General features: G+C 61.3%; 13 protein-coding genes and 1 tRNA gene. 11 read left to right on the forward strand and 3 right to left on the reverse strand.

Features of this window, described 5'->3' with window-relative positions; genetic code table 11:
* Positions 1-4: 4 nt before the first annotated feature.
* The 7 genes from SSARUM_RS00485 to dppF all read left to right on the forward strand — a co-directional run bounded on the left by SSARUM_RS00485 (position 5) and on the right by dppF (position 8,492).
* Positions 5-81, forward strand: a tRNA-Pro gene (locus SSARUM_RS00485).
* Positions 82-505: 424 nt separating this feature from the next.
* A complete protein-coding gene (gene chiA, locus SSARUM_RS00490; RefSeq protein ID WP_060431220.1) occupies positions 506-2,197 on the forward strand; it encodes a chitinase ChiA in 1,692 nt (563 codons plus the stop codon).
* A gap of 601 nt (positions 2,198-2,798) precedes the next feature.
* A complete protein-coding gene (gene dppA / locus SSARUM_RS00495) occupies positions 2,799-4,406 on the forward strand; it encodes a dipeptide ABC transporter periplasmic-binding protein DppA (protein ID WP_060431218.1) in 1,608 nt (535 codons plus the stop codon).
* Between the two features lie 170 nt (positions 4,407-4,576).
* Complete coding sequence (gene dppB, locus SSARUM_RS00500) at positions 4,577-5,596, forward strand: dipeptide ABC transporter permease DppB (protein WP_033636611.1); 1,020 nt, start codon at positions 4,577-4,579, stop codon at positions 5,594-5,596.
* Between the two features lie 11 nt (positions 5,597-5,607).
* Complete coding sequence (gene dppC, locus SSARUM_RS00505) at positions 5,608-6,510, forward strand: dipeptide ABC transporter permease DppC (protein WP_025304838.1); 903 nt, start codon at positions 5,608-5,610, stop codon at positions 6,508-6,510.
* 15 nt (positions 6,511-6,525) lie between these two features.
* Positions 6,526-7,506, forward strand: a complete 981-nt coding sequence (dppD, locus tag SSARUM_RS00510) for a dipeptide ABC transporter ATP-binding protein (RefSeq protein ID WP_004934132.1) — start codon at positions 6,526-6,528, stop codon at positions 7,504-7,506.
* A complete protein-coding gene (gene dppF / locus SSARUM_RS00515) occupies positions 7,503-8,492 on the forward strand; it encodes a dipeptide ABC transporter ATP-binding subunit DppF (protein ID WP_033636613.1) in 990 nt (329 codons plus the stop codon). The genes dppD and dppF overlap by 4 nt, the downstream gene beginning before the upstream one ends.
* Positions 8,493-8,791: 299 nt before the next feature.
* Here the strand turns inward: dppF and bcsG are convergent, their stop codons facing one another.
* From bcsG to bcsE, 3 genes are read right to left on the reverse strand one after another with little or no spacing between them, the layout of a single operon-like run.
* Entirely contained in the window at positions 8,792-10,447 is a 1,656-nt protein-coding gene (bcsG, locus tag SSARUM_RS00520) for a cellulose biosynthesis protein BcsG (protein WP_033649883.1), read from the reverse strand.
* Entirely contained in the window at positions 10,444-10,647 is a 204-nt protein-coding gene (gene bcsF / locus SSARUM_RS00525) for a cellulose biosynthesis protein BcsF (protein ID WP_004934139.1), read from the reverse strand. Before bcsF ends, bcsG begins: the two co-directional genes overlap by 4 nt.
* On the reverse strand, positions 10,634-12,202 hold the full coding sequence (gene bcsE / locus SSARUM_RS00530) for a cellulose biosynthesis protein BcsE (protein ID WP_033649882.1): 1,569 nt from the start codon (positions 12,200-12,202) through the stop codon (positions 10,634-10,636). The genes bcsF and bcsE overlap by 14 nt, the downstream gene beginning before the upstream one ends.
* A 189-nt stretch (positions 12,203-12,391) precedes the next feature.
* Here bcsE and bcsR point away from each other — a divergent pair, with 189 nt between their 5' ends.
* From bcsR to bcsB, 4 genes are all read left to right on the forward strand, one after another.
* Positions 12,392-12,583: a cellulose biosynthesis protein BcsR gene (gene bcsR / locus SSARUM_RS00535; protein ID WP_033649881.1), complete on the forward strand. Its 192-nt coding sequence runs from the start codon at positions 12,392-12,394 to the stop codon at positions 12,581-12,583.
* Positions 12,584-12,586: 3 nt separating this feature from the next.
* Positions 12,587-13,327: a cellulose biosynthesis protein BcsQ gene (gene bcsQ / locus SSARUM_RS00540; protein WP_033649880.1), complete on the forward strand. Its 741-nt coding sequence runs from the start codon at positions 12,587-12,589 to the stop codon at positions 13,325-13,327.
* On the forward strand, positions 13,324-15,927 hold the full coding sequence (bcsA, locus tag SSARUM_RS00545) for a UDP-forming cellulose synthase catalytic subunit (RefSeq protein WP_060431216.1): 2,604 nt from the start codon (positions 13,324-13,326) through the stop codon (positions 15,925-15,927). Before bcsQ ends, bcsA begins: the two co-directional genes overlap by 4 nt.
* Positions 15,928-15,989: 62 nt before the next feature.
* Complete coding sequence (bcsB, locus tag SSARUM_RS00550) at positions 15,990-18,296, forward strand: cellulose biosynthesis cyclic di-GMP-binding regulatory protein BcsB (RefSeq protein WP_060431214.1); 2,307 nt, start codon at positions 15,990-15,992, stop codon at positions 18,294-18,296.
* Positions 18,297-18,298: the final 2 nt, after the last annotated feature.

Consider the following 18,298-nt stretch of genomic DNA (forward strand, 5'->3'; position numbering starts at 1 on the left):
GCATCGGCGAGTAGCGCAGCTTGGTAGCGCAACTGGTTTGGGACCAGTGGGTCGGAGGTTCGAATCCTCTCTCGCCGACCACCATTCGAAAAACCTGCTTTTAAAGCAGGTTTTTTTTCGCCTGTCGTTTATGAGGATGAGCACCTCCGCCGATATGGCCGGCTTCGCTTTATGGCGTGCCTCAATCTGCCGTCCTCGTGAAATATATTTATTCTTTACGCTTAATTAATTCACATTCCTTATTCCCTTTAGGTTCTTATTTCCATATTTAAATAAATTCATGCTTGCCGAATAAAACCCGGTTGATAGCGCTCTTGTTTTCACGTTTTTTTTACCTATAGTCTGAATGGACAACGCGGGATGTGTTATTCCCGCCGCGTGGAAAATACCGTGATTATTTATTAACGTTAATCTTCGTGGATTATTGCGGAATCATTTCGCTCCGGCAATGCGTGGCGTCGATTAACTCTTTTATGTTTATCCTCTCGGAATAAAGGAATCAGTTATGCGCAAATTTAATAAACCGCTGTTGGCGCTGGTGATCGGCAGCACGCTGTGTTCCGCGGCGCAGGCCGCCGCGCCGGGCAAGCCGACCATCGCCTGGGGCAACACCAAGTTCGCCATCGTCGAAGTCGATCAGGCGGCCACCGCTTATAATAATCTGGTGAAGGTAAAAAATGCCGCCGACGTTTCGGTCTCCTGGAATTTATGGAATGGCGACACCGGTACGACGGCAAAAATTTTATTAAATGGCAAAGAGGCGTGGAGCGGCCCTTCAACCGGCGCTTCCGGCACGGCGAATTTTAAAGTGAATAAAGGCGGCCGTTATCAAATGCAGGTGGCATTGTGCAATGCCGACGGCTGCTCCGCCAGCGACGCCACCGAAATTGTGGTGGCCGACACCGACGGCAGCCATTTGGCGCCGTTGAAAGAGCCGCTGCTGGAAAAGAATAAACCCTATAAACAGAATTCCGGCAAAGTGGTCGGCTCTTATTTCGTCGAGTGGGGCGTTTACGGGCGCAATTTCACCGTCGACAAGATCCCGGCGCAGAACCTGACCCATCTGCTGTACGGCTTTATCCCGATCTGCGGCGGCAACGGCATCAACGACAGCCTGAAAGAGATCGAAGGCAGCTTCCAGGCGTTGCAGCGCTCCTGCCAGGGCCGCGAGGACTTCAAAGTCTCGATCCACGATCCGTTCGCCGCGCTGCAAAAAGCGCAGAAGGGCGTGACCGCCTGGGATGACCCCTACAAGGGCAACTTCGGCCAGCTGATGGCGCTGAAGCAGGCGCATCCTGACCTGAAAATCCTGCCGTCGATCGGCGGCTGGACGCTGTCCGACCCGTTCTTCTTTATGGGCGACAAGGTGAAGCGCGATCGCTTCGTCGGTTCGGTGAAAGAGTTCCTGCAGACCTGGAAGTTCTTCGATGGCGTGGATATCGACTGGGAGTTCCCGGGCGGCAATGGCGCCAACCCGAACCTGGGCAGCCCGCAAGACGGGGAAACCTATGTGCTGTTGATGAAGGAGTTGCGGGCGATGCTGGATCAGCTGTCGGCGGAAACCGGCCGCAAGTATGAGCTGACCTCCGCCATCAGCGCCGGCAAGGACAAGATCGACAAGGTGGCTTACAACGTCGCGCAGAACTCGATGGATCACATCTTCCTGATGAGCTACGACTTCTACGGCGCCTTCGATCTGAAAAACCTGGGGCATCAGACCGCGCTGAATGCGCCGGCCTGGAAACCGGACACCGCCTACACCACGGTGAACGGCGTCAATGCGCTGCTGACGCAGGGCGTCAAGCCGGGCAAGATCGTGGTCGGCACCGCCATGTATGGCCGCGGCTGGACCGGGGTGAACGGCTACCAGAACAACATTCCGTTCACCGGCACCGCCACCGGGCCGGTTAAAGGCACCTGGGAGAACGGCATCGTGGACTACCGCCAAATCGCCAGCCAGTTCATGAGCGGCGATTGGCAGTACACCTACGACGCCACGGCGGAAGCGCCTTACGTGTTCAAACCTTCCACCGGCGATCTGATCACCTTCGACGATGCCCGCTCGGTGCAGGCCAAGGGCAAGTACGTGTTGGATAAGCAGTTGGGCGGCCTGTTCTCCTGGGAGATCGACGCGGATAACGGCGATATTCTCAACAGCATGAACGCCAGCCTGGGCAACAGCGCCGGCGTTCAATAATCGGTTGCAGTGCGTTGCCGGGGGATATCCTTTCGCCCCCGGCTTTTTCGCCGCCGAAAGTTTTTTTACGCCGCACAGATTGTGGTCCTGCCCTGCGCAAAACGCGCTCATCGGACTCACCCTTTTGGGTAATCCTTCAGCATTTCCTCCTGTCTTTAACGGCGATCACAAAAATAACCGTTCAGATATTCATCATTCAGCAACAAAGTTTTGGCGTTTTTTAACGGAGTTAAAAACCAGTAAGTTTGTGAGGGTCAGACCAATGCGCTGAAAATGTCCGCTTAGCATAAATTTTCATGCTGGAAGTGTTAACAAAAGGTTTTTTTTATGTTTGTTTGCTGTTTCTCACAGTCTGCGTAAATCCCCACTGGTTATATTGACGACACCCCAAACAGTTGGCAACTTGATAGCCTCAGGGGTAAGAGCGAGAGTTGTTTGAGTGAATTCCACGCGCTCAGACGTCCCCGCCGCGATGCGTTCCATCCGGCATTCTCTCCTCGTACACCTTCTGCCTTCGGGCACCGATCGCACAGGCCACGCAATAAAAAATACAGGTCTGGCGGCAATGACACACATCACATCACACAATGGAGCACTAACGATGACACGTTCCTTGGGTAAATCGGGGGTTCTGAAATTCGGCATTGGGCTGATCGCGCTGACCGTGGCGGCCAGCGTACAGGCCAAGACGTTGGTTTACTGTTCTGAAGGTTCCCCGGAAGGGTTCAACCCGCAGCTGTTTACCTCCGGCACCACCTACGACGCCAGCTCGGTACCGATCTACAACCGCCTGGTCGAATTCAAAATCGGCACCACCGAACTGCAGCCGGGCCTGGCTGAGAAGTGGGACGTCAGCGAAGACGGCAAAACCTACACCTTCCACCTGCGCAAAGGCGTGAAGTGGCAGAGCAGCAAAGACTTCAAACCGACGCGCGATTTCAACGCCGACGACGTGGTGTTCTCCTTTGAACGCCAGTTGGATGCGAACAACGCCTATCACAAAGTGTCCGGCGGCAGCTACGAATACTTTGAAGGCATGGACATGCCTAAGCTGATCGCCAAGATTGAAAAAGTGGACGACAACACCGTGCGCTTCGTGCTGAACCGCCCGGAAGCGCCGTTCCTGGCTGACCTGGGCATGGACTTCGCGTCCATCCTGTCCGCCGAATACGCCGACGTGATGATGAAAGCCGGCACGCCGGAGAAGATCGACCTGAACCCGATCGGCACCGGCCCGTTCCAGCTGCTGCAATACCAGAAAGACTCCAAGATCCTGTACAAGGCATTCGACGGTTTCTGGGGCACCAAGCCGAAGATCGATCGCCTGGTGTTCTCCATCACGCCTGACGCCTCCGTGCGCTACGCCAAACTGCAGAAAAACGAATGTCAGGTGATGCCGTACCCGAACCCGGCCGATATCGCCCGCATGAAGCAAGACAAGTCCATCAACCTGATGGAACAGCCGGGCCTGAACGTGGGCTACCTGTCGTTCAACGTCGAGAAAAAACCGCTGGATAACCTGAAGGTGCGTCAGGCGTTGACCATGGCGGTCAACAAGCAGGCGATCATCGACGCGGTTTATCAGGGCGCGGGCCAGGCGGCCAAGAACCTGATCCCGCCGACCATGTGGGGCTATAACGACGCGGTGCAGGATTACGCTTACGATCCGGCCAAGGCGAAAGAGCTGCTGAAAGAAGCGGGCATGGCCGACGGTTTCAGCATCGACCTGTGGGCGATGCCGGTACAGCGTCCTTACAACCCGAACGCGCGCCGCATGGCGGAAATGATCCAGGCCGACTGGGCCAAGATCGGCGTGAAAGCCAAAATCGTGACCTATGAGTGGGGTGAATACCTCAAGCGCGCCAAAGCGGGCGAACACCAGACGGTGATGATGGGCTGGACCGGCGACAACGGGGATCCGGACAACTTCTTCGCCACGCTGTTCAGCTGCGCGGCGGCGAAAGACGGCTCCAACTACTCCCGCTGGTGCTACAAGCCGTTTGAAGATCTGATTCAACCGGCGCGCGCCGAATCCAACCACGACAAGCGCATCGAACTGTACAAGCAGGCGCAGGTGGTGATGCACGATCAGGCTCCGGCGCTGATTGTCGCACACTCCACCGTGTACGAGCCTGTGCGTAAGGAAGTGAAAGGCTACGTCGTGGATCCACTCGGTAAGCATCACTTCGAGAATGTCTCTGTAGACTGATTTCGACCGCTTTACCGGAGACGCACGAATGGACTTGCAGGGGCGCAACAGGTTTGCGCCCCTGCTGACCAGTCTCCGGCGTATGGCCGTCGAATCGTTCAAAGGCATGTGAGCGTTAATAAGCCTGGCGGACGATGAGCTGCCGGGCATTGATACAGAGAGTTCGGGATATGTTGCAGTTCATACTCCGACGTTTGGGGTTAGTTATCCCAACGTTTATCGGCATTACATTGCTGACTTTTGCATTCGTCCATATGATCCCCGGCGACCCGGTGACCATCATGGCCGGGGAACGCGGTATCTCCGCCGAGCGCCACGCGCAGCTGATGGCGGAAATGGGGCTGGACAAGCCGCTCTATCAACAATATTTCTCCTACGTGTCCAACGTGCTGCAAGGCGATCTGGGCACCTCCCTCAAAAGCCGCATCTCCGTCTGGAGCGAGTTCGTTCCGCGCTTTCAGGCCACGCTGGAACTGGGCATTTGCGCGATGATCTTCGCGGTGCTGGTGGGCATTCCGGTCGGGGTGCTGGCGGCGGTCAAACGCGGCTCGGTCTTTGACCATACCGCGGTGGGTATCTCGCTGACCGGCTATTCGATGCCGATTTTCTGGTGGGGCATGATGCTGATCATGCTGGTGTCGGTGCAGCTTAACCTGACGCCGGTGTCGGGGCGCATCAGCGACACGGTCTTCCTCGACGACAGCCAGCCGCTGACCGGCTTCATGCTGATAGACACCCTGATCTGGGGCGAGCCGGGCGACTTCGTCGACGCGGTGATGCACATGATCCTGCCGGCCATCGTGCTGGGCACCATCCCGCTGGCGGTGATCGTGCGCATGACCCGTTCCTCGATGCTGGAGGTGTTGGGCGAAGACTACATCCGCACCGCGCGCGCCAAGGGCGTGAGCCGCATGCGGGTGATCGTCGTTCACGCGCTGCGCAACGCGCTGCTGCCGGTGGTGACGGTGATCGGGCTGCAGGTCGGCACCATGCTGGCCGGCGCCATTCTGACCGAAACCATCTTCTCCTGGCCGGGGCTGGGCCGCTGGCTGATCGACGCGCTGCAGCGCCGCGACTACCCGGTGGTGCAGGGCGGGGTGTTGCTGGTCGCCTGTATGATCATTCTGGTTAACCTGCTGGTAGACGTGCTCTACGGCGTGGTCAACCCGCGTATTCGCCACAAGAAATAAGGGGCGCTCTCATGTCTCAAATCACTGAGTCTGCAGTTAAAGGTGCGCCGAAGCCGATGACCCCGTTTCAGGAGTTCTGGCACTATTTCAAGCGCAATAAAGGGGCCGTGGTCGGCCTGGTGTATATCGTTCTGATGCTGGTGATCGCGCTCGGCGCCGGCGTGCTGGCGCCGCATGCGCCGGCGGACCAGTTCCGCGACGCGCTGCTCAAGCCGCCGGTGTGGCAAGAGGGCGGCAGCTGGCAATATATCCTCGGCACCGACGACGTGGGCCGCGACGTGCTGTCGCGCCTGATGTACGGTGCGCGCCTGTCGCTGCTGGTCGGCTGCCTGGTGGTGGTGCTGTCGCTGATCATGGGCGTGATATTCGGCCTGCTGGCCGGTTACTTCGGCGGCGTGGTGGACGCGATTATCATGCGCGTCGTCGACATCATGCTGGCCCTGCCGAGCCTGCTGCTGGCGCTGGTGCTGGTGGCGGTATTCGGGCCGTCGATCGTCAACGCCTCGCTGGCGCTGACCTTCGTCGCCCTGCCGCACTATGTGCGTCTGACGCGCGCAGCGGTGCTGGTGGAGGTGAACCGCGACTACGTCACCGCTTCGCGGGTGGCGGGCGCCGGCGCGCTGCGCCAGATGTTCGTCAATATTCTGCCTAACTGCCTGGCGCCTTTGATCGTGCAGGCTTCTCTCGGTTTCTCGAACGCCATTCTGGACATGGCCGCTCTCGGCTTTCTGGGCATGGGCGCGCAGCCGCCGACGCCGGAGTGGGGCACCATGCTCTCCGACGTGCTGCAGTTCGCGCAAAGCGCCTGGTGGGTGGTGACCTTCCCCGGCGTGGCGATCCTGCTGACGGTGCTGGCATTCAACCTGATGGGGGACGGTTTGCGTGACGCTCTCGACCCCAAACTCAAGCAGTAACAGAGGACGAGAGAGATGGCTTTATTGAATGTAGACAAGCTTTCGGTGCACTTCGGTGACGAAGGCACCCCGTTCCGCGCGGTAGACCGCATCAGTTACAGCGTGGAGCAAGGTCAGGTGGTCGGCATCGTCGGTGAATCCGGCTCCGGCAAATCCGTCAGTTCGCTGGCGATCATGGGCCTGATCGATTTCCCCGGCAAGGTGATGGCCGACAAGCTGGAGTTCAACGGCCAGGATCTGCGCAAGATCTCCGAAAAAGAGCGCCGCCAGCTGGTGGGCTCCGAAGTGGCGATGATCTTCCAGGATCCGATGACCAGCCTGAACCCGTGCTATACCGTCGGTTATCAGATCATGGAGGCGCTGAAGGTGCACCAGGGCGGCAACCGCCGCACTCGCCGCCAGCGCGCTATCGACCTGCTGACCCAGGTGGGCATTCCCGATCCGGCCTCGCGGCTGGACGTATATCCGCACCAGCTTTCCGGCGGTATGAGCCAGCGCGTGATGATCGCCATGGCCATCGCCTGTCGGCCGAAGCTGCTGATCGCCGATGAGCCGACGACCGCGCTCGACGTGACCATCCAGGCGCAGATCATCGAACTGCTGCTGGACCTGCAGCAGCGCGAAAACATGGCGCTGCTGCTGATCACCCACGATCTGGCGCTGGTGGCGGAAGCTGCGCACCACATCATCGTGATGTACGCCGGCCAGGTGGTGGAATCCGGCAAGGCGGCGGAGATTTTCCGCGCCCCGCGCCACCCCTATACCCAGGCGCTGCTGCGCGCGCTGCCGGAGTTCGCCGCCGACAAGGCGCGGCTGGCTTCGCTGCCGGGCGTGGTGCCGGGCAAATACGATCGCCCGACCGGCTGCCTGCTCAACCCGCGTTGTCCCTACGCCAACGAGCGCTGCCGCAACGAGGAGCCGGAACTGCGCAGCATTCCCGGCCGTCAGGTTAAATGTCACACACCGCTGGATGATGCGGGGAGGCCGACCGTATGAGCCAGAATCAACCTTTACTGCAGGCAATTGACCTGAAGAAGCATTACCCGGTGAAAAAGGGCCTGTTCGCGCCGGAGCGGCTGGTCAAGGCGCTGGACGGCGTCTCCTTCACCCTGGAGCGCGGCAAAACGCTGGCTGTGGTCGGTGAGTCGGGCTGCGGCAAATCGACGCTCGGCCGCCTGCTGACGATGATCGAAGTGCCGACCGGCGGCGAGCTGTACTACCAGGGGCAGGATTTGCTGAAGCCGGACGCCTCTGCCGAGAAGCTGCGCCGCCAGAAGATCCAAATCGTGTTCCAGAATCCTTACGGATCGCTCAACCCGCGCAAGAAGGTCGGGCAGATCCTCGAGGAGCCGCTGTTGATCAACACGTCGCTCAGCGCCGCCGAACGGCGGGAAAAAGCGCTGGAGATGATGGCGAAGGTCGGCCTGAAGACCGAGCATTACGATCGCTACCCGCACATGTTTTCCGGCGGCCAGCGTCAGCGTATCGCCATCGCCCGCGGGCTGATGCTGAACCCGGACGTGGTGATCGCCGATGAGCCGGTGTCGGCGCTGGACGTGTCGGTGCGCGCTCAGGTGCTGAACCTGATGATGGATCTGCAGCAGGATCTGGGGCTGTCCTATGTGTTCATCTCGCACGATCTGTCGGTGGTGGAGCACATCGCCGACGAGGTGATGGTGATGTACCTCGGCCGCTGCGTGGAAAAGGGCAGCAAAGAGGCGATCTTCAACAATCCGCGCCATCCGTACACTCAGGCGCTGCTGTCGGCGACGCCGCGATTGAATCCGGATATGCGCCGCGAGCGCATCAAGCTGACCGGCGAGCTGCCCAGCCCGATGAATCCGCCGCCGGGCTGTGCGTTCAATGCCCGCTGCCGCCGCGCCTTCGGCACTTGCGTTCAGCTGCAGCCGCAGCTCAAACAGTACGGCGAGCAGATGGTGGCCTGCTTTGCGGTCGATCAGGACGAACATCCGGGGGCGTGAAGCGCCGGATTTTCCTGCCTAAACCAAACGCCGGCACAGCGCCGGCGTTTTTTATTATTCAATCAAAGGGTTGGTCAGTAGACGATCGTGACAACCCGTCTTTTAAATTATGCTCTTAACATAATTCTGGAAAACGTTATATTTTTAAGAATCTTCGCATGATAATAATAATCGAATAAGAGAATTCAACGGGTTGCTGTTAATAAGTTTATTTCGGCCGATAGCGTTCGCCATTTTTATTATAAAAAACCCAATAAAAAAGCACGCCGACGGCGTGCTTTGGGTGAATGAGGCCGCGCTTATTGCGGATAAGGCACCCAGTCGCCGCCGTTCAGGCGAATGTAGGGCTTGCCCTGATACAGCATCACGATGGCGTTGTCGTTTTCGGAGATGACCGGGGTCTGCGGCAGCCCCTGGGTCAGCGCCTGCCAGTCGACGCTGGGTTCGCTGAAGACCTTGCCGTCCACCAGGCGCGACACCAGTTCAGACAGCGCCAGATAGCTGCTCGGCGTTTTGATCTGCAGCGGGCTGCCCTGATGCGGCGCCTTCATGCCCACCAGTTTGATGCCGACCGGCGTATGGGTGATATTCGGGCTGGGAATGTCGCGCAGGCCGGACATCTGCATCTTGTCGCCCACCAACGCCGCGCCGTGTTCAGGCACGATCACCACCACCACTTTGCGGCCGGATTTCTCCAACTGATCGAGGAAGGTGTTCAGCTGATCGAACAGCTTCTGCGCGCGCGGCGGGTAGTCGGCGCTCTTGTTGGAGCCGACGAAGCGGTTGCCGTCGTGCAGCGGGATGACGTTGAAGAAGGTGGCGGTGCGGCCGTCACCGCCTTTTTGCTGCTGATCCAGCCAACGGGTCAGCAATTCGAGATCGTTATAAATCGGCTCGCCGTCGAACGACGTCAGCTCGTTGCCGATGCCGGCCTGCGACATCAGCGGCGCCTGCATGTCGCCCTGTTCACGCAGTTCTTTCAGGAAGTTGCCGAACACCCCGGAGTGATCGAGCATCAGCTGTTCCTTGAAGCCGAGCTTCGCCAGGTTGTCGAACAGGTAACATTGCTGGTTCACCGGCTGATACAGATCGCGATGCGAAAGCTGGCCGCAGCTGGCGCGCAGCAAACGGATGGCCGCCGGGCCGCTGTAGGCGGTGGCCGAGTTGAAGTTGTCGAACATGATGTCCATCTTCGACCACAGCGGGTGATTTTGCAGGTTGACCGCGTCCATATCGGCCCAGGCCAGCGAACAGATGTTGATCACCAGCAGATCGAACGGCTGGGCATCGGCGGGCAAGCTGGCCGGGAACGCGGTGGTGCGGCCTTTTTCTCGCTCGTAGAACTGGTTCAGGTAGGCCGTCAGGTTGGCGCTGGTCGGCGGCAGGCTGTCTGCCGGCGCAGCATCCCCCGCCGCCGGCGCAGACGTGGCCGGCGTATTGGCGCCGCCGGCCGCGGCCGTGGAGGTCGCGGGCAGCAGCGAGACTGCCGGTCCGGCGATGTTGACGATATTGAGCCACACCAGCGCCGCCACGGTGAACACCGTGACGCGCACCCACTGCGCGACGAACAGGTAGGCGATAAACAGCACGAAGGCCGCGCCGATCATTTGCCAGTTGATAAAGCGGCCGATCAGCTCCAGCAGGTACTGGGCGCTGAAGCCGGCCAGCTGCGAACCCTGGCTGAGAATGCTGTTGATGCCCGGCAGCCAGGTGTCGTGGTAGAACAACGCGATGCCGATCGGGATGGCGAGGTAATGGCGCCAGCGATGCAGGCGCTGCGACGGGATCGGCATCAGCAGAAACGCCATGAACACCAGGTTCGGCAGCGCGTGGAAGTTCAGGTAGCCGAACCACAGCAGGGCGAATTTGGCCAGAAAGTACAGGTTCCAGCCGCCCAGTCCGCGCCAGTAGCGCCATAGAGCGTTATCGGATTGCGTCTTCGAGTTTGGATTCATGGCTGCTTCTTACGTTTAATCTGAGATGAGGAGCCTGTGCGCACCCACAAACCGGCGGATTTCAAATAGCGCGGCGATAACAACAGGTTTTGCCAGTATTGACGCAAATGCGGAAAACGCCGGTGAAAGGCGTAGCCCAGCGGGATGAAGATCAGCGCGCACAGCAGGATCAGTTGCACGATGTCGTTAAGGTTCAGCATGCGGTTCCTCCTGCGGGCCGAGCGTCAGCGTGAAGGCGACCGGCTGCCGCCGTTCTGCGGGCGCCTCGGCCGCCGTCTCGCGGGGGCGCGGCGCGGCGCCGGCGGTGCCGGTGGCCGAAATCTGCCAGCGCCCCTGGGCCATACGTTTGATTTCCGAAATGATATCGACGTCCTGATGCCACACCACCCGGTTGCTGAAGGCTTCATCCACCGGCAGGCGGAAGATGAACCTCAGCGCGGTATCCAGATCGTTGATGCGGCAGGTGGAGAGAAACAGCACCAGCCGCCCCTGCACCACGGTCATCACGTCGCCGAAGCGCCGCAGGTGGCACAGGGTCATCGCCTGTTCGGCGCGCAGACCGGTGGCCGGCCGCAGCGCCACCATCACGCCTTTGCCGTCCTCGGGCAGCAGCGTGTTGCCCATCAGCGAAAGCACCGCCTGGCTGAACGGTTCCGGCCGCATATAGCCTTTAAGCTGCAGCGGGCGCAAACCGGCCAGCAGCGCATCGATGTCGGCGGGCACATGGCGCGAGAAGCGCTGCCCCTGGATGCCCTCGAGCATGGTCAGAAAACGCGACAGCGGCGCGACGTGCGGCACGATCAGGTTGGCGCCGCAGGCCAGCAGCAGCCGCTCGTCGCTGTAGCGCAGGCTGGCGCTCATCTCGCGCACCGCGATTTTCAGGCCGTTGCCGCGGCTGCGGCGCAGGGTGTGGATCTGGTGCGCCAGGTGATCGATTTGGTCGCTTTGGTACAGCGCGAAAATCAACGTCGCCGAGAGTCTCAGCATGCCGTGCTGCGCCAGTTCGTCGTTGCTCTCCAGCAGCTGCCAGTTGGCGGACAGCGGCGGCGCGCCTTCCAGGATGCTGCGCTCGGCCAGATACAGGCCTTCATCGCTGCGCAAGGCGGTGGGGGAGGGTTGGCTGTTTTCATCCTCACCCTGCCAGCCGCCTTCCGCGGCGTACAGCGTCAGCAGCTGATTGGCGTTGATGCCGTTTTCGGTGCTCCACCAGTTCACCAGATATTGCGCGCTGTCCTGTTGCCATTGCAGGCTGGACAGGCCGTTCAGGATGCGATGCTGCGCGCTGAGCTGCCCTTTGAGCTTATTGATGCCGCCGCCGTGGCTGAGAATCAACAGCGTGCAGCCCTGCCGCCGCAGCCAGGCGGCGAGGGCGCGCGTCCACTCGCGCAGCTCTTCGGTGGTGAAGGTTTGCCACAGGCTGGCGTGGGCCAGCAGGATAAGTAAGCGATTTTGCGGCCGCAGGGCGCGCATCAGATCGTCGCTCAGCTGCGTCAGCGCGGCTTTTTTCTCCGGTAATTGATACAGCGGCAGCTTCTGCAACGCGGGCGAAGCCAGCTCGGCCAACAGGCGGTCGGGTTTGTCGCCGCTGCAGATCAGGGCGACTTTGCGGGTGGCCGGCTGGGCGGCAATGACCTGGCGACACAGCAGCGCGGCGTCGCTTTGCCTGTCGATATTGATCCAATAAAGCCCGGGGGCCTGCATCACCGACAGCTCTTCCCAAATCTGCCGAATGCCTAGAGAAAAAGAGTGCGCCATAGGATGTGTTCTACTTTCGTTGAAAGCCGACTAAAGACGTTTATATATAAAGATAGTCATTTTTACTCTGGCAATAACAAATCTCCGACGCTCTGCAACAATATTTGTTGAGAATCATCTTATTGCCTCTCTCTTTTTGTATCGTTGCTATAGTTAATTAACATAGCCTATTTTCGCCAAGGCGGAAGAATGAATAACGCACCCACCCATTTTCGTGCAGCGGCGCCTGGGGAGAGCCAGGATGACCTGCAGGCGCTCAGCCAGGCTTTTTCATTGCCGAAATTAAGCTATGTCGATATTTCCCGGCAGGAGCGGTTAACGCAAATGATGACGCGCTGGCCACTGTTGGCCGAATTGGCGCAGACCACGGGGAGCCATTGATCTATGCCGGTGATCGCGCTGCAAGGGTTGCGGGGTGGAATGGGGACGACGTCGGTCACGGCGGCGCTCGCCTGGGCGTTGCAGCAGCTGGGTGAGTCGGTGTTGGCGATCGATTTCACGCCGGATAATCTGCTGCGCCTGCATTTCAACACGCCGTTCGAGCTGGCGCGCGGCTGGGCTCGCGCGGAGCGGGATGGCGGCGGCTGGCAGGAAGGCGCGCTGCGTTATTGTGAAAACCTCGACTTTCTGCCCTTTGGCCGCCTGAATGCGGCGGAACGGCTGGAAGTGCAGCGTCAGTGTCGGGAGCAGCCGGAACGCTGGCGCGACAACCTGCGCCAACTGATCGCCGGCGATCCGCCGCGCTGGATCCTGCTGGATGTTCCGGTCGGGGACGGCGTGCTGGCGCAGCAGGCGCTGCAGCTTGCCGATTGCGTGTTCATGCTGTTGAACCCCGACGCCAACTGCCAGGTACGGCTCCATCAACAGACGCTGCCGAACGACTGCCGTTTCCTGGTCAATCACTACTCCTCCGCCAGCCAGCTGCAGCAGGATCTGCATCAGCTGTGGCTGCAAACGCTGAGCGGTCTGCTGCCGGTGGTGATCCACCGCGACGAAGCGTTGGCGGAAGCGCTGGCGGTCAAACAGCCGTTGGGCGAGTACCGCCCCGAGAGCCTGGCGGCGGATGAAGTGCTGACGCTGGCCAACTGGTGCCTGATCAACCTCAAACGGGGCGTTGCGCCATGAGCCGGGTATTGAGCCTGCTGCTGGTGCCGCCGGTGCGTCAGGCGGTGCAGACGCGCTACCGCGGCTATCGCCGCAATGGCGCATCGGCGCTGACCGCCTTTTTCGCCACGCTGCTGGTGGCGTTGGGCTGGCTGCTGCTGCGCTTCGAGTCGCCGGCCTGGCAGCGCGTGCGTACCGGCCGCGCTTACTGGTTCCCGCATCTGTCCGCCGAACGCCCGCGCCCGGCGGATGCGCTGCGTTATCTGCTGCAGGGGCTGTGGCTGCTGCTGTTTCGCAGCGGCCGCGCGCCGGTGCAGCGCGACTATTTCGCCGGTTGGCGCCGCCTGCAGCAGCGCTATGCCGACTGGCTGCAGGGCCTGCCGCAGCGGCTGAAGAACGCCGGCGTGGAACAGCGCTCGGTGGAGCGCCTCGGCCGCATGAGCCGCGGTATGCGGCGCGCGCTGTTTATTCTGGTCAGCGTGCTGGCGGCGATCCTCGCCATGCTGTGCATCTCGCAACCGTTCGATCTGCCGGCGCAGTTCGTGTTCGTCCTGCTGCTGTGGGGGATCGCGATGGTGGTGCGCCGGGTGCCGGGGCGTTTGCCCGCGCTGATGCTGATCGTGCTGTCGCTGACCGTCTCCTGTCGCTACCTGTGGTGGCGCTATACCGCCACGCTGAACTGGGACGACCCGCTAAGCCTGGTGTGCGGCCTGTTGCTGCTGGTGGCGGAAACCTACGCCTGGGTGGTGCTGGTGCTGGGCTATTTCCAGACCATCTGGCCGCTTAACCGCCAGCCGGTGCCGCTGCCCGCCGATAGCGCCAGCTGGCCGACCATCGATCTGATGGTGCCGACCTACAACGAAGATCTCGGGGTGGTGAAGCCCACCATCTACGCGGCGCTGGGCATCGACTGGCCGAAAGAGAAGGTGAATATCTATATCCTCGACGACGGCAATCGCCCCGAATTCCGGGCGTTCGCCGCCGAAGTGGGGGTGAAATACATCGCCAGGCCGACCCACGAACACGCCAAGGCCGGCAACATCAACAACGCGCTGAAGCAGGCCACCGGCGAGTTCGTGGCGATTTTCGACTGCGACCACGTGCCGACGCGATCCTTCCTGCAGCTGACCATGGGCTGGTTCTTCAAAGACAAAAAGCTGGCGATGCTGCAAACCCCGCACCATTTCTTCTCGCCGGATCCGTTCGAGCGCAACCTCGGCCGCTTCCGCCAGACGCCCAACGAAGGCACCTTGTTCTACGGGCTGGTGCAGGACGGCAACGACATGTGGGATGCGACCTTCTTCTGCGGCTCTTGCGCCATCCTGCGCCGCAGCGCGCTGGACGAAATCGGCGGCATCGCGGTGGAAACCGTCACCGAAGACGCCCACACCTCGCTGCGCTTGCACCGGCGCGGGCACACCTCGGCCTATATCCGCATTCCGCAGGCCGCCGGGCTGGCGACCGAGAGCCTGTCGGCGCACATCGGCCAGCGCATTCGCTGGGCGCGCGGCATGGTGCAGATCTTCCGGCTGGACAACCCGCTGCTGGGCAAGGGGCTGAAACTGGCGCAGCGCCTGTGCTACGCCAACGCCATGCTGCACTTCCTGTCGGGCATTCCGCGGCTGATCTTCCTCACCGCGCCGCTGGCGTTTTTGCTGCTGCATGCTTACATCATCTTCGCGCCGGCGCTGGCGATCGCGCTTTACGTGCTGCCGCACATGATCCACGCCAGCCTGACCAACTCGCGTATCCAGGGGAAATACCGCCATTCGTTCTGGAGCGAAATCTATGAAACGGTGCTGGCCTGGTATATCGCGCGGCCGACGACGGTGGCGCTGTTCAATCCGCACAAGGGCAAATTCAACGTCACCGCCAAGGGCGGGCTGGTGGAGGAGGAGCACGTCGACTGGGTGATCACCCGGCCTTACATGTTCCTGGTGATCCTGAACCTGGCCGGGCTGGCGTTCGGCGTCTGGCGGTTGGCCTATGGCCCGACGGACGAGGTGATGACGGTGATCATCAGCCTGGTGTGGGTGCTGTACAACATGACGATTCTCGGCGGTGCGGTGGCGGTGGCGGTGGAGGCCAAGCAGGTGCGTCAGGCGCACCGCGTGGAAATCGCCATGCCGGCGGCGATCGCGCGCGCCGACGGCCATCTGTATCCCTGCACGCTGCGCGATTACTCCGACGGCGGCGTGGGCATTGAGATGCGGGTGGAAAACGCGTTGAAAGACGGCGACAAGCTCTCGCTGCTGCTCAAGCGCGGCCAGCAGGAGTACAGCTTCCCCTGCGTGGTGACGCGCGCCTTCGGCAACAAGGTGGGGGTGCGCCTGGTCGACCTCTCCACCCGCGAACACATCGATTTCATTCAGTGCACCTTCGCCCGCGCCGATACCTGGGCGCTGTGGCAGGACGGGTTCCCCGAAGACCGGCCGATCGAAAGCCTGCGCGACGTACTGGCGCTGGGCTTCCGGGGGTATGTGCGCATGGCGGACTACGCGCCGCCGCTGGTGCGCGGTCTGCTGGTCGGGGTCACCTCGCTGACCGCCTGGGTCGTGTCGTTTATTCCGCGCGGCGTCGGCAGGGATCCGACCTTGGGTCAACAAGAAACAGTGGGTTAGCTGCGAGTTCAACCGCCCGCTCACTCGCCCGGTGAACAGGCTCCAACATTGATGATGATACGATGACGAGAAAAATAACCTGGTTAACTGCTCTGGCCTTAGGCATCAGCACCCTGTCGCAGGCCGAAACCGCCACCGCGCCGACCGTGGCGGCCCAGCCGCCGATCGCCGCGGCGGCCGATATGGCGATCGCGCCACCGCCGGCCGCCGCGCCGCAGGATCCGAATGCGCCGGTGCGCGACGTGTCGCTGCCGTTTGCGCAGATAGCGCCGCCGCCGGGCACCTTTGTTCTACGCGGTACCCGGCCGGACGGGCAGATCGAATTCGGCGTGCGCAGCGACGAGGTGGTCTCGCAGGCGATGCTCGATATGGAGTTTACGCCGTCGCCGGCGCTGATCCCGGTGGAGTCGCACGTTAAGGTCTACCTGAACGACGAGCTGATGGGCGTGACCACGATCGCCAAGGAGCAACTGGGCAAGCCCAATCGCATCCAGATGGCGATCGATCCGCGCTATATCACCGATTTTAACCGCGTTCGGTTGGTGTTCGTCGGTCATTATCAAAATATCTGCGAAAACCCGGCCAGCACCTCGCTGTGGCTCGACGTCAGCAAGTCCAGCGCGCTGAAGCTGCGTTTCCAGACGCTGCCGGTGAAAAACGAGCTGTCGCACTTCCCTGAGCCGTTCTTCGACAGCCGCGATAATCGGCCGCTGACGCTGCCGATGGTGTTCGCCGGCCAGCCGGATCTCGCCCAGCAGCGTGCGGCGGGCATTCTGGCGTCCTGGTTCGGCAGCAAGGCGCAATGGCGCGGGCAATCCTTCCCGACGCTGTACAATGCGCTGCCGACGCAACACGCGGTGGTGTTCGCCACCAACTCGCAGCGCCCGGATTTCCTGCGCGATTATCCGGCGGTCAACGGCCCGACGGTGGAGATGATCAGCCACCCGGACAATCCGTACGTCAAACTGCTGTTGATTCAGGGGCGTGACGACAACGATTTGATCACCGCGGTGAAGGGTATCGCGCAGGGCAACATCCTGTTCCGCGGCCAGAACGTAACGGTGGACAAGGTGGAACAGCTGGCGCCGCGCCAGCCGTACGACGCGCCGAACTGGGTGCGCACCGATCGGCCGATGACCTTCGCCGAGCTGCAGCAGTACGCCGAGCAGCTGCAAACCAGCGGTATCGAGCCCGGCCCGATTTCGTTGACCATGAACCTGCCGCCGGACCTGTTCCTGATCCGCAGCACCGGCATCGACATGCACCTGAAATACCGTTACACCGCGCCGCGCATTCAGGACGGTTCGCGGCTGAGCGTCAGCCTGAACAACCAGTTCGTGCAGGCTTACTCGCTGGTGCCGGAGCACGAGCAGGGCGCGCAGCTGCTGCGCCTGCCGTTGACGCAGGGACTGCTCGATTCCGACAAGAACGTCAATATCCCGGCGCTGCGGCTGGGGGCCACCAACCAGCTGCGCTTTGACTTCGATTACACCACGCTGCTGGCCAGCGGCGCGGAAGGGCGCTGTGAAACCTACTCCTTCACGCAAAACCACGCGGTGATCGACGGCGCGTCCACCATCGATTTCTCCGGCTACCGCCACTTTATGGCGATGCCGGATCTGCGCGCCTTCGCCAACGCCGGCTTCCCGTTCAGCCGCCTGGCGGATCTGTCGCAAACGCTGGTGTTGGTGAATCAGAAACCGCAACCGGCGCAGGTCAGCGCGCTGCTGAACGCGCTGGGCGTGATCGGCGCGCAAACCGGCTACCCAGCGCTGGCCTTCACGCTGAGCGATGACTGGTCGCAGGCGAAGGATCGCGACGACGATATCCTGATGGTCGGTACCATTCCGCCGGAGCTGCGCGACGACAAGAAAATCAGCCTGCTGGTGGACGCGACCCAAAGCTGGGTGAAACAGCCGACGCGGCAGCCGCCGCTGCCCAGCGCGGAAGCGCTGGCGGAGGACACCCGGCCGGACAGCAAGACCGCCGTCAGCTCCGAGGGGGCGATGTCGGCGATCATTGGCGTGCAGTCGCCGTTCAACGACCAGCGCAGCATCGTGGCGCTGTTGGCGGACAGCCCGCGCGGCTATGAGCTGCTGAACAATGCCCTGCTGGACAGCGGCAAGCGCGCCGCGGTATTCGGCTCGGTGGCGGTGATCCGCGAATCGGGGGTCAACAGCCTGCGCGTCGGCGATATTTACTATGTCGGCCACCTGCCGTGGTGGGAGCGGCTGTGGTATGCCCTCTCCACCCATCCGGTGCTGCTGGCGGTGATCGCGGTGGTGCTGGTGGTGATCCTGGGGCTGATGCTGTGGCGTGGCCTGAAGGCCTTCAGCCGGCGTCGTCTGGCGCCTGAAGATCGGGATTGACG

This window comes from Serratia sarumanii (genome assembly GCF_029962605.1).
GTDB lineage: Bacteria > Pseudomonadota > Gammaproteobacteria > Enterobacterales > Enterobacteriaceae > Serratia > Serratia sarumanii.

Bases quoted from the DNA above. Each gene is read 5' to 3' on its own strand.
- chiA (WP_060431220.1), top strand. From the start codon at position 506: ATGCGCAAATTTAATAAACCGCTGTTGGCGCTGGTGATCGGCAGCACG.
- dppA (WP_060431218.1), top strand. From the start codon at position 2,799: ATGACACGTTCCTTGGGTAAATCGGGGGTTCTGAAATTCGGCATTGGG.
- dppB (WP_033636611.1), top strand. From the start codon at position 4,577: ATGTTGCAGTTCATACTCCGACGTTTGGGGTTAGTTATCCCAACGTTT.
- dppC (WP_025304838.1), top strand. From the start codon at position 5,608: ATGTCTCAAATCACTGAGTCTGCAGTTAAAGGTGCGCCGAAGCCGATG.
- dppD (WP_004934132.1), top strand. From the start codon at position 6,526: ATGGCTTTATTGAATGTAGACAAGCTTTCGGTGCACTTCGGTGACGAA.
- dppF (WP_033636613.1), top strand. From the start codon at position 7,503: ATGAGCCAGAATCAACCTTTACTGCAGGCAATTGACCTGAAGAAGCAT.
- bcsG (WP_033649883.1), bottom strand. From the start codon at position 10,447: ATGAATCCAAACTCGAAGACGCAATCCGATAACGCTCTATGGCGCTAC.
- bcsF (WP_004934139.1), bottom strand. From the start codon at position 10,647: ATGCTGAACCTTAACGACATCGTGCAACTGATCCTGCTGTGCGCGCTG.
- bcsE (WP_033649882.1), bottom strand. From the start codon at position 12,202: ATGGCGCACTCTTTTTCTCTAGGCATTCGGCAGATTTGGGAAGAGCTG.
- bcsR (WP_033649881.1), top strand. From the start codon at position 12,392: ATGAATAACGCACCCACCCATTTTCGTGCAGCGGCGCCTGGGGAGAGC.
- bcsQ (WP_033649880.1), top strand. From the start codon at position 12,587: ATGCCGGTGATCGCGCTGCAAGGGTTGCGGGGTGGAATGGGGACGACG.
- bcsA (WP_060431216.1), top strand. From the start codon at position 13,324: ATGAGCCGGGTATTGAGCCTGCTGCTGGTGCCGCCGGTGCGTCAGGCG.
- bcsB (WP_060431214.1), top strand. From the start codon at position 15,990: ATGACGAGAAAAATAACCTGGTTAACTGCTCTGGCCTTAGGCATCAGC.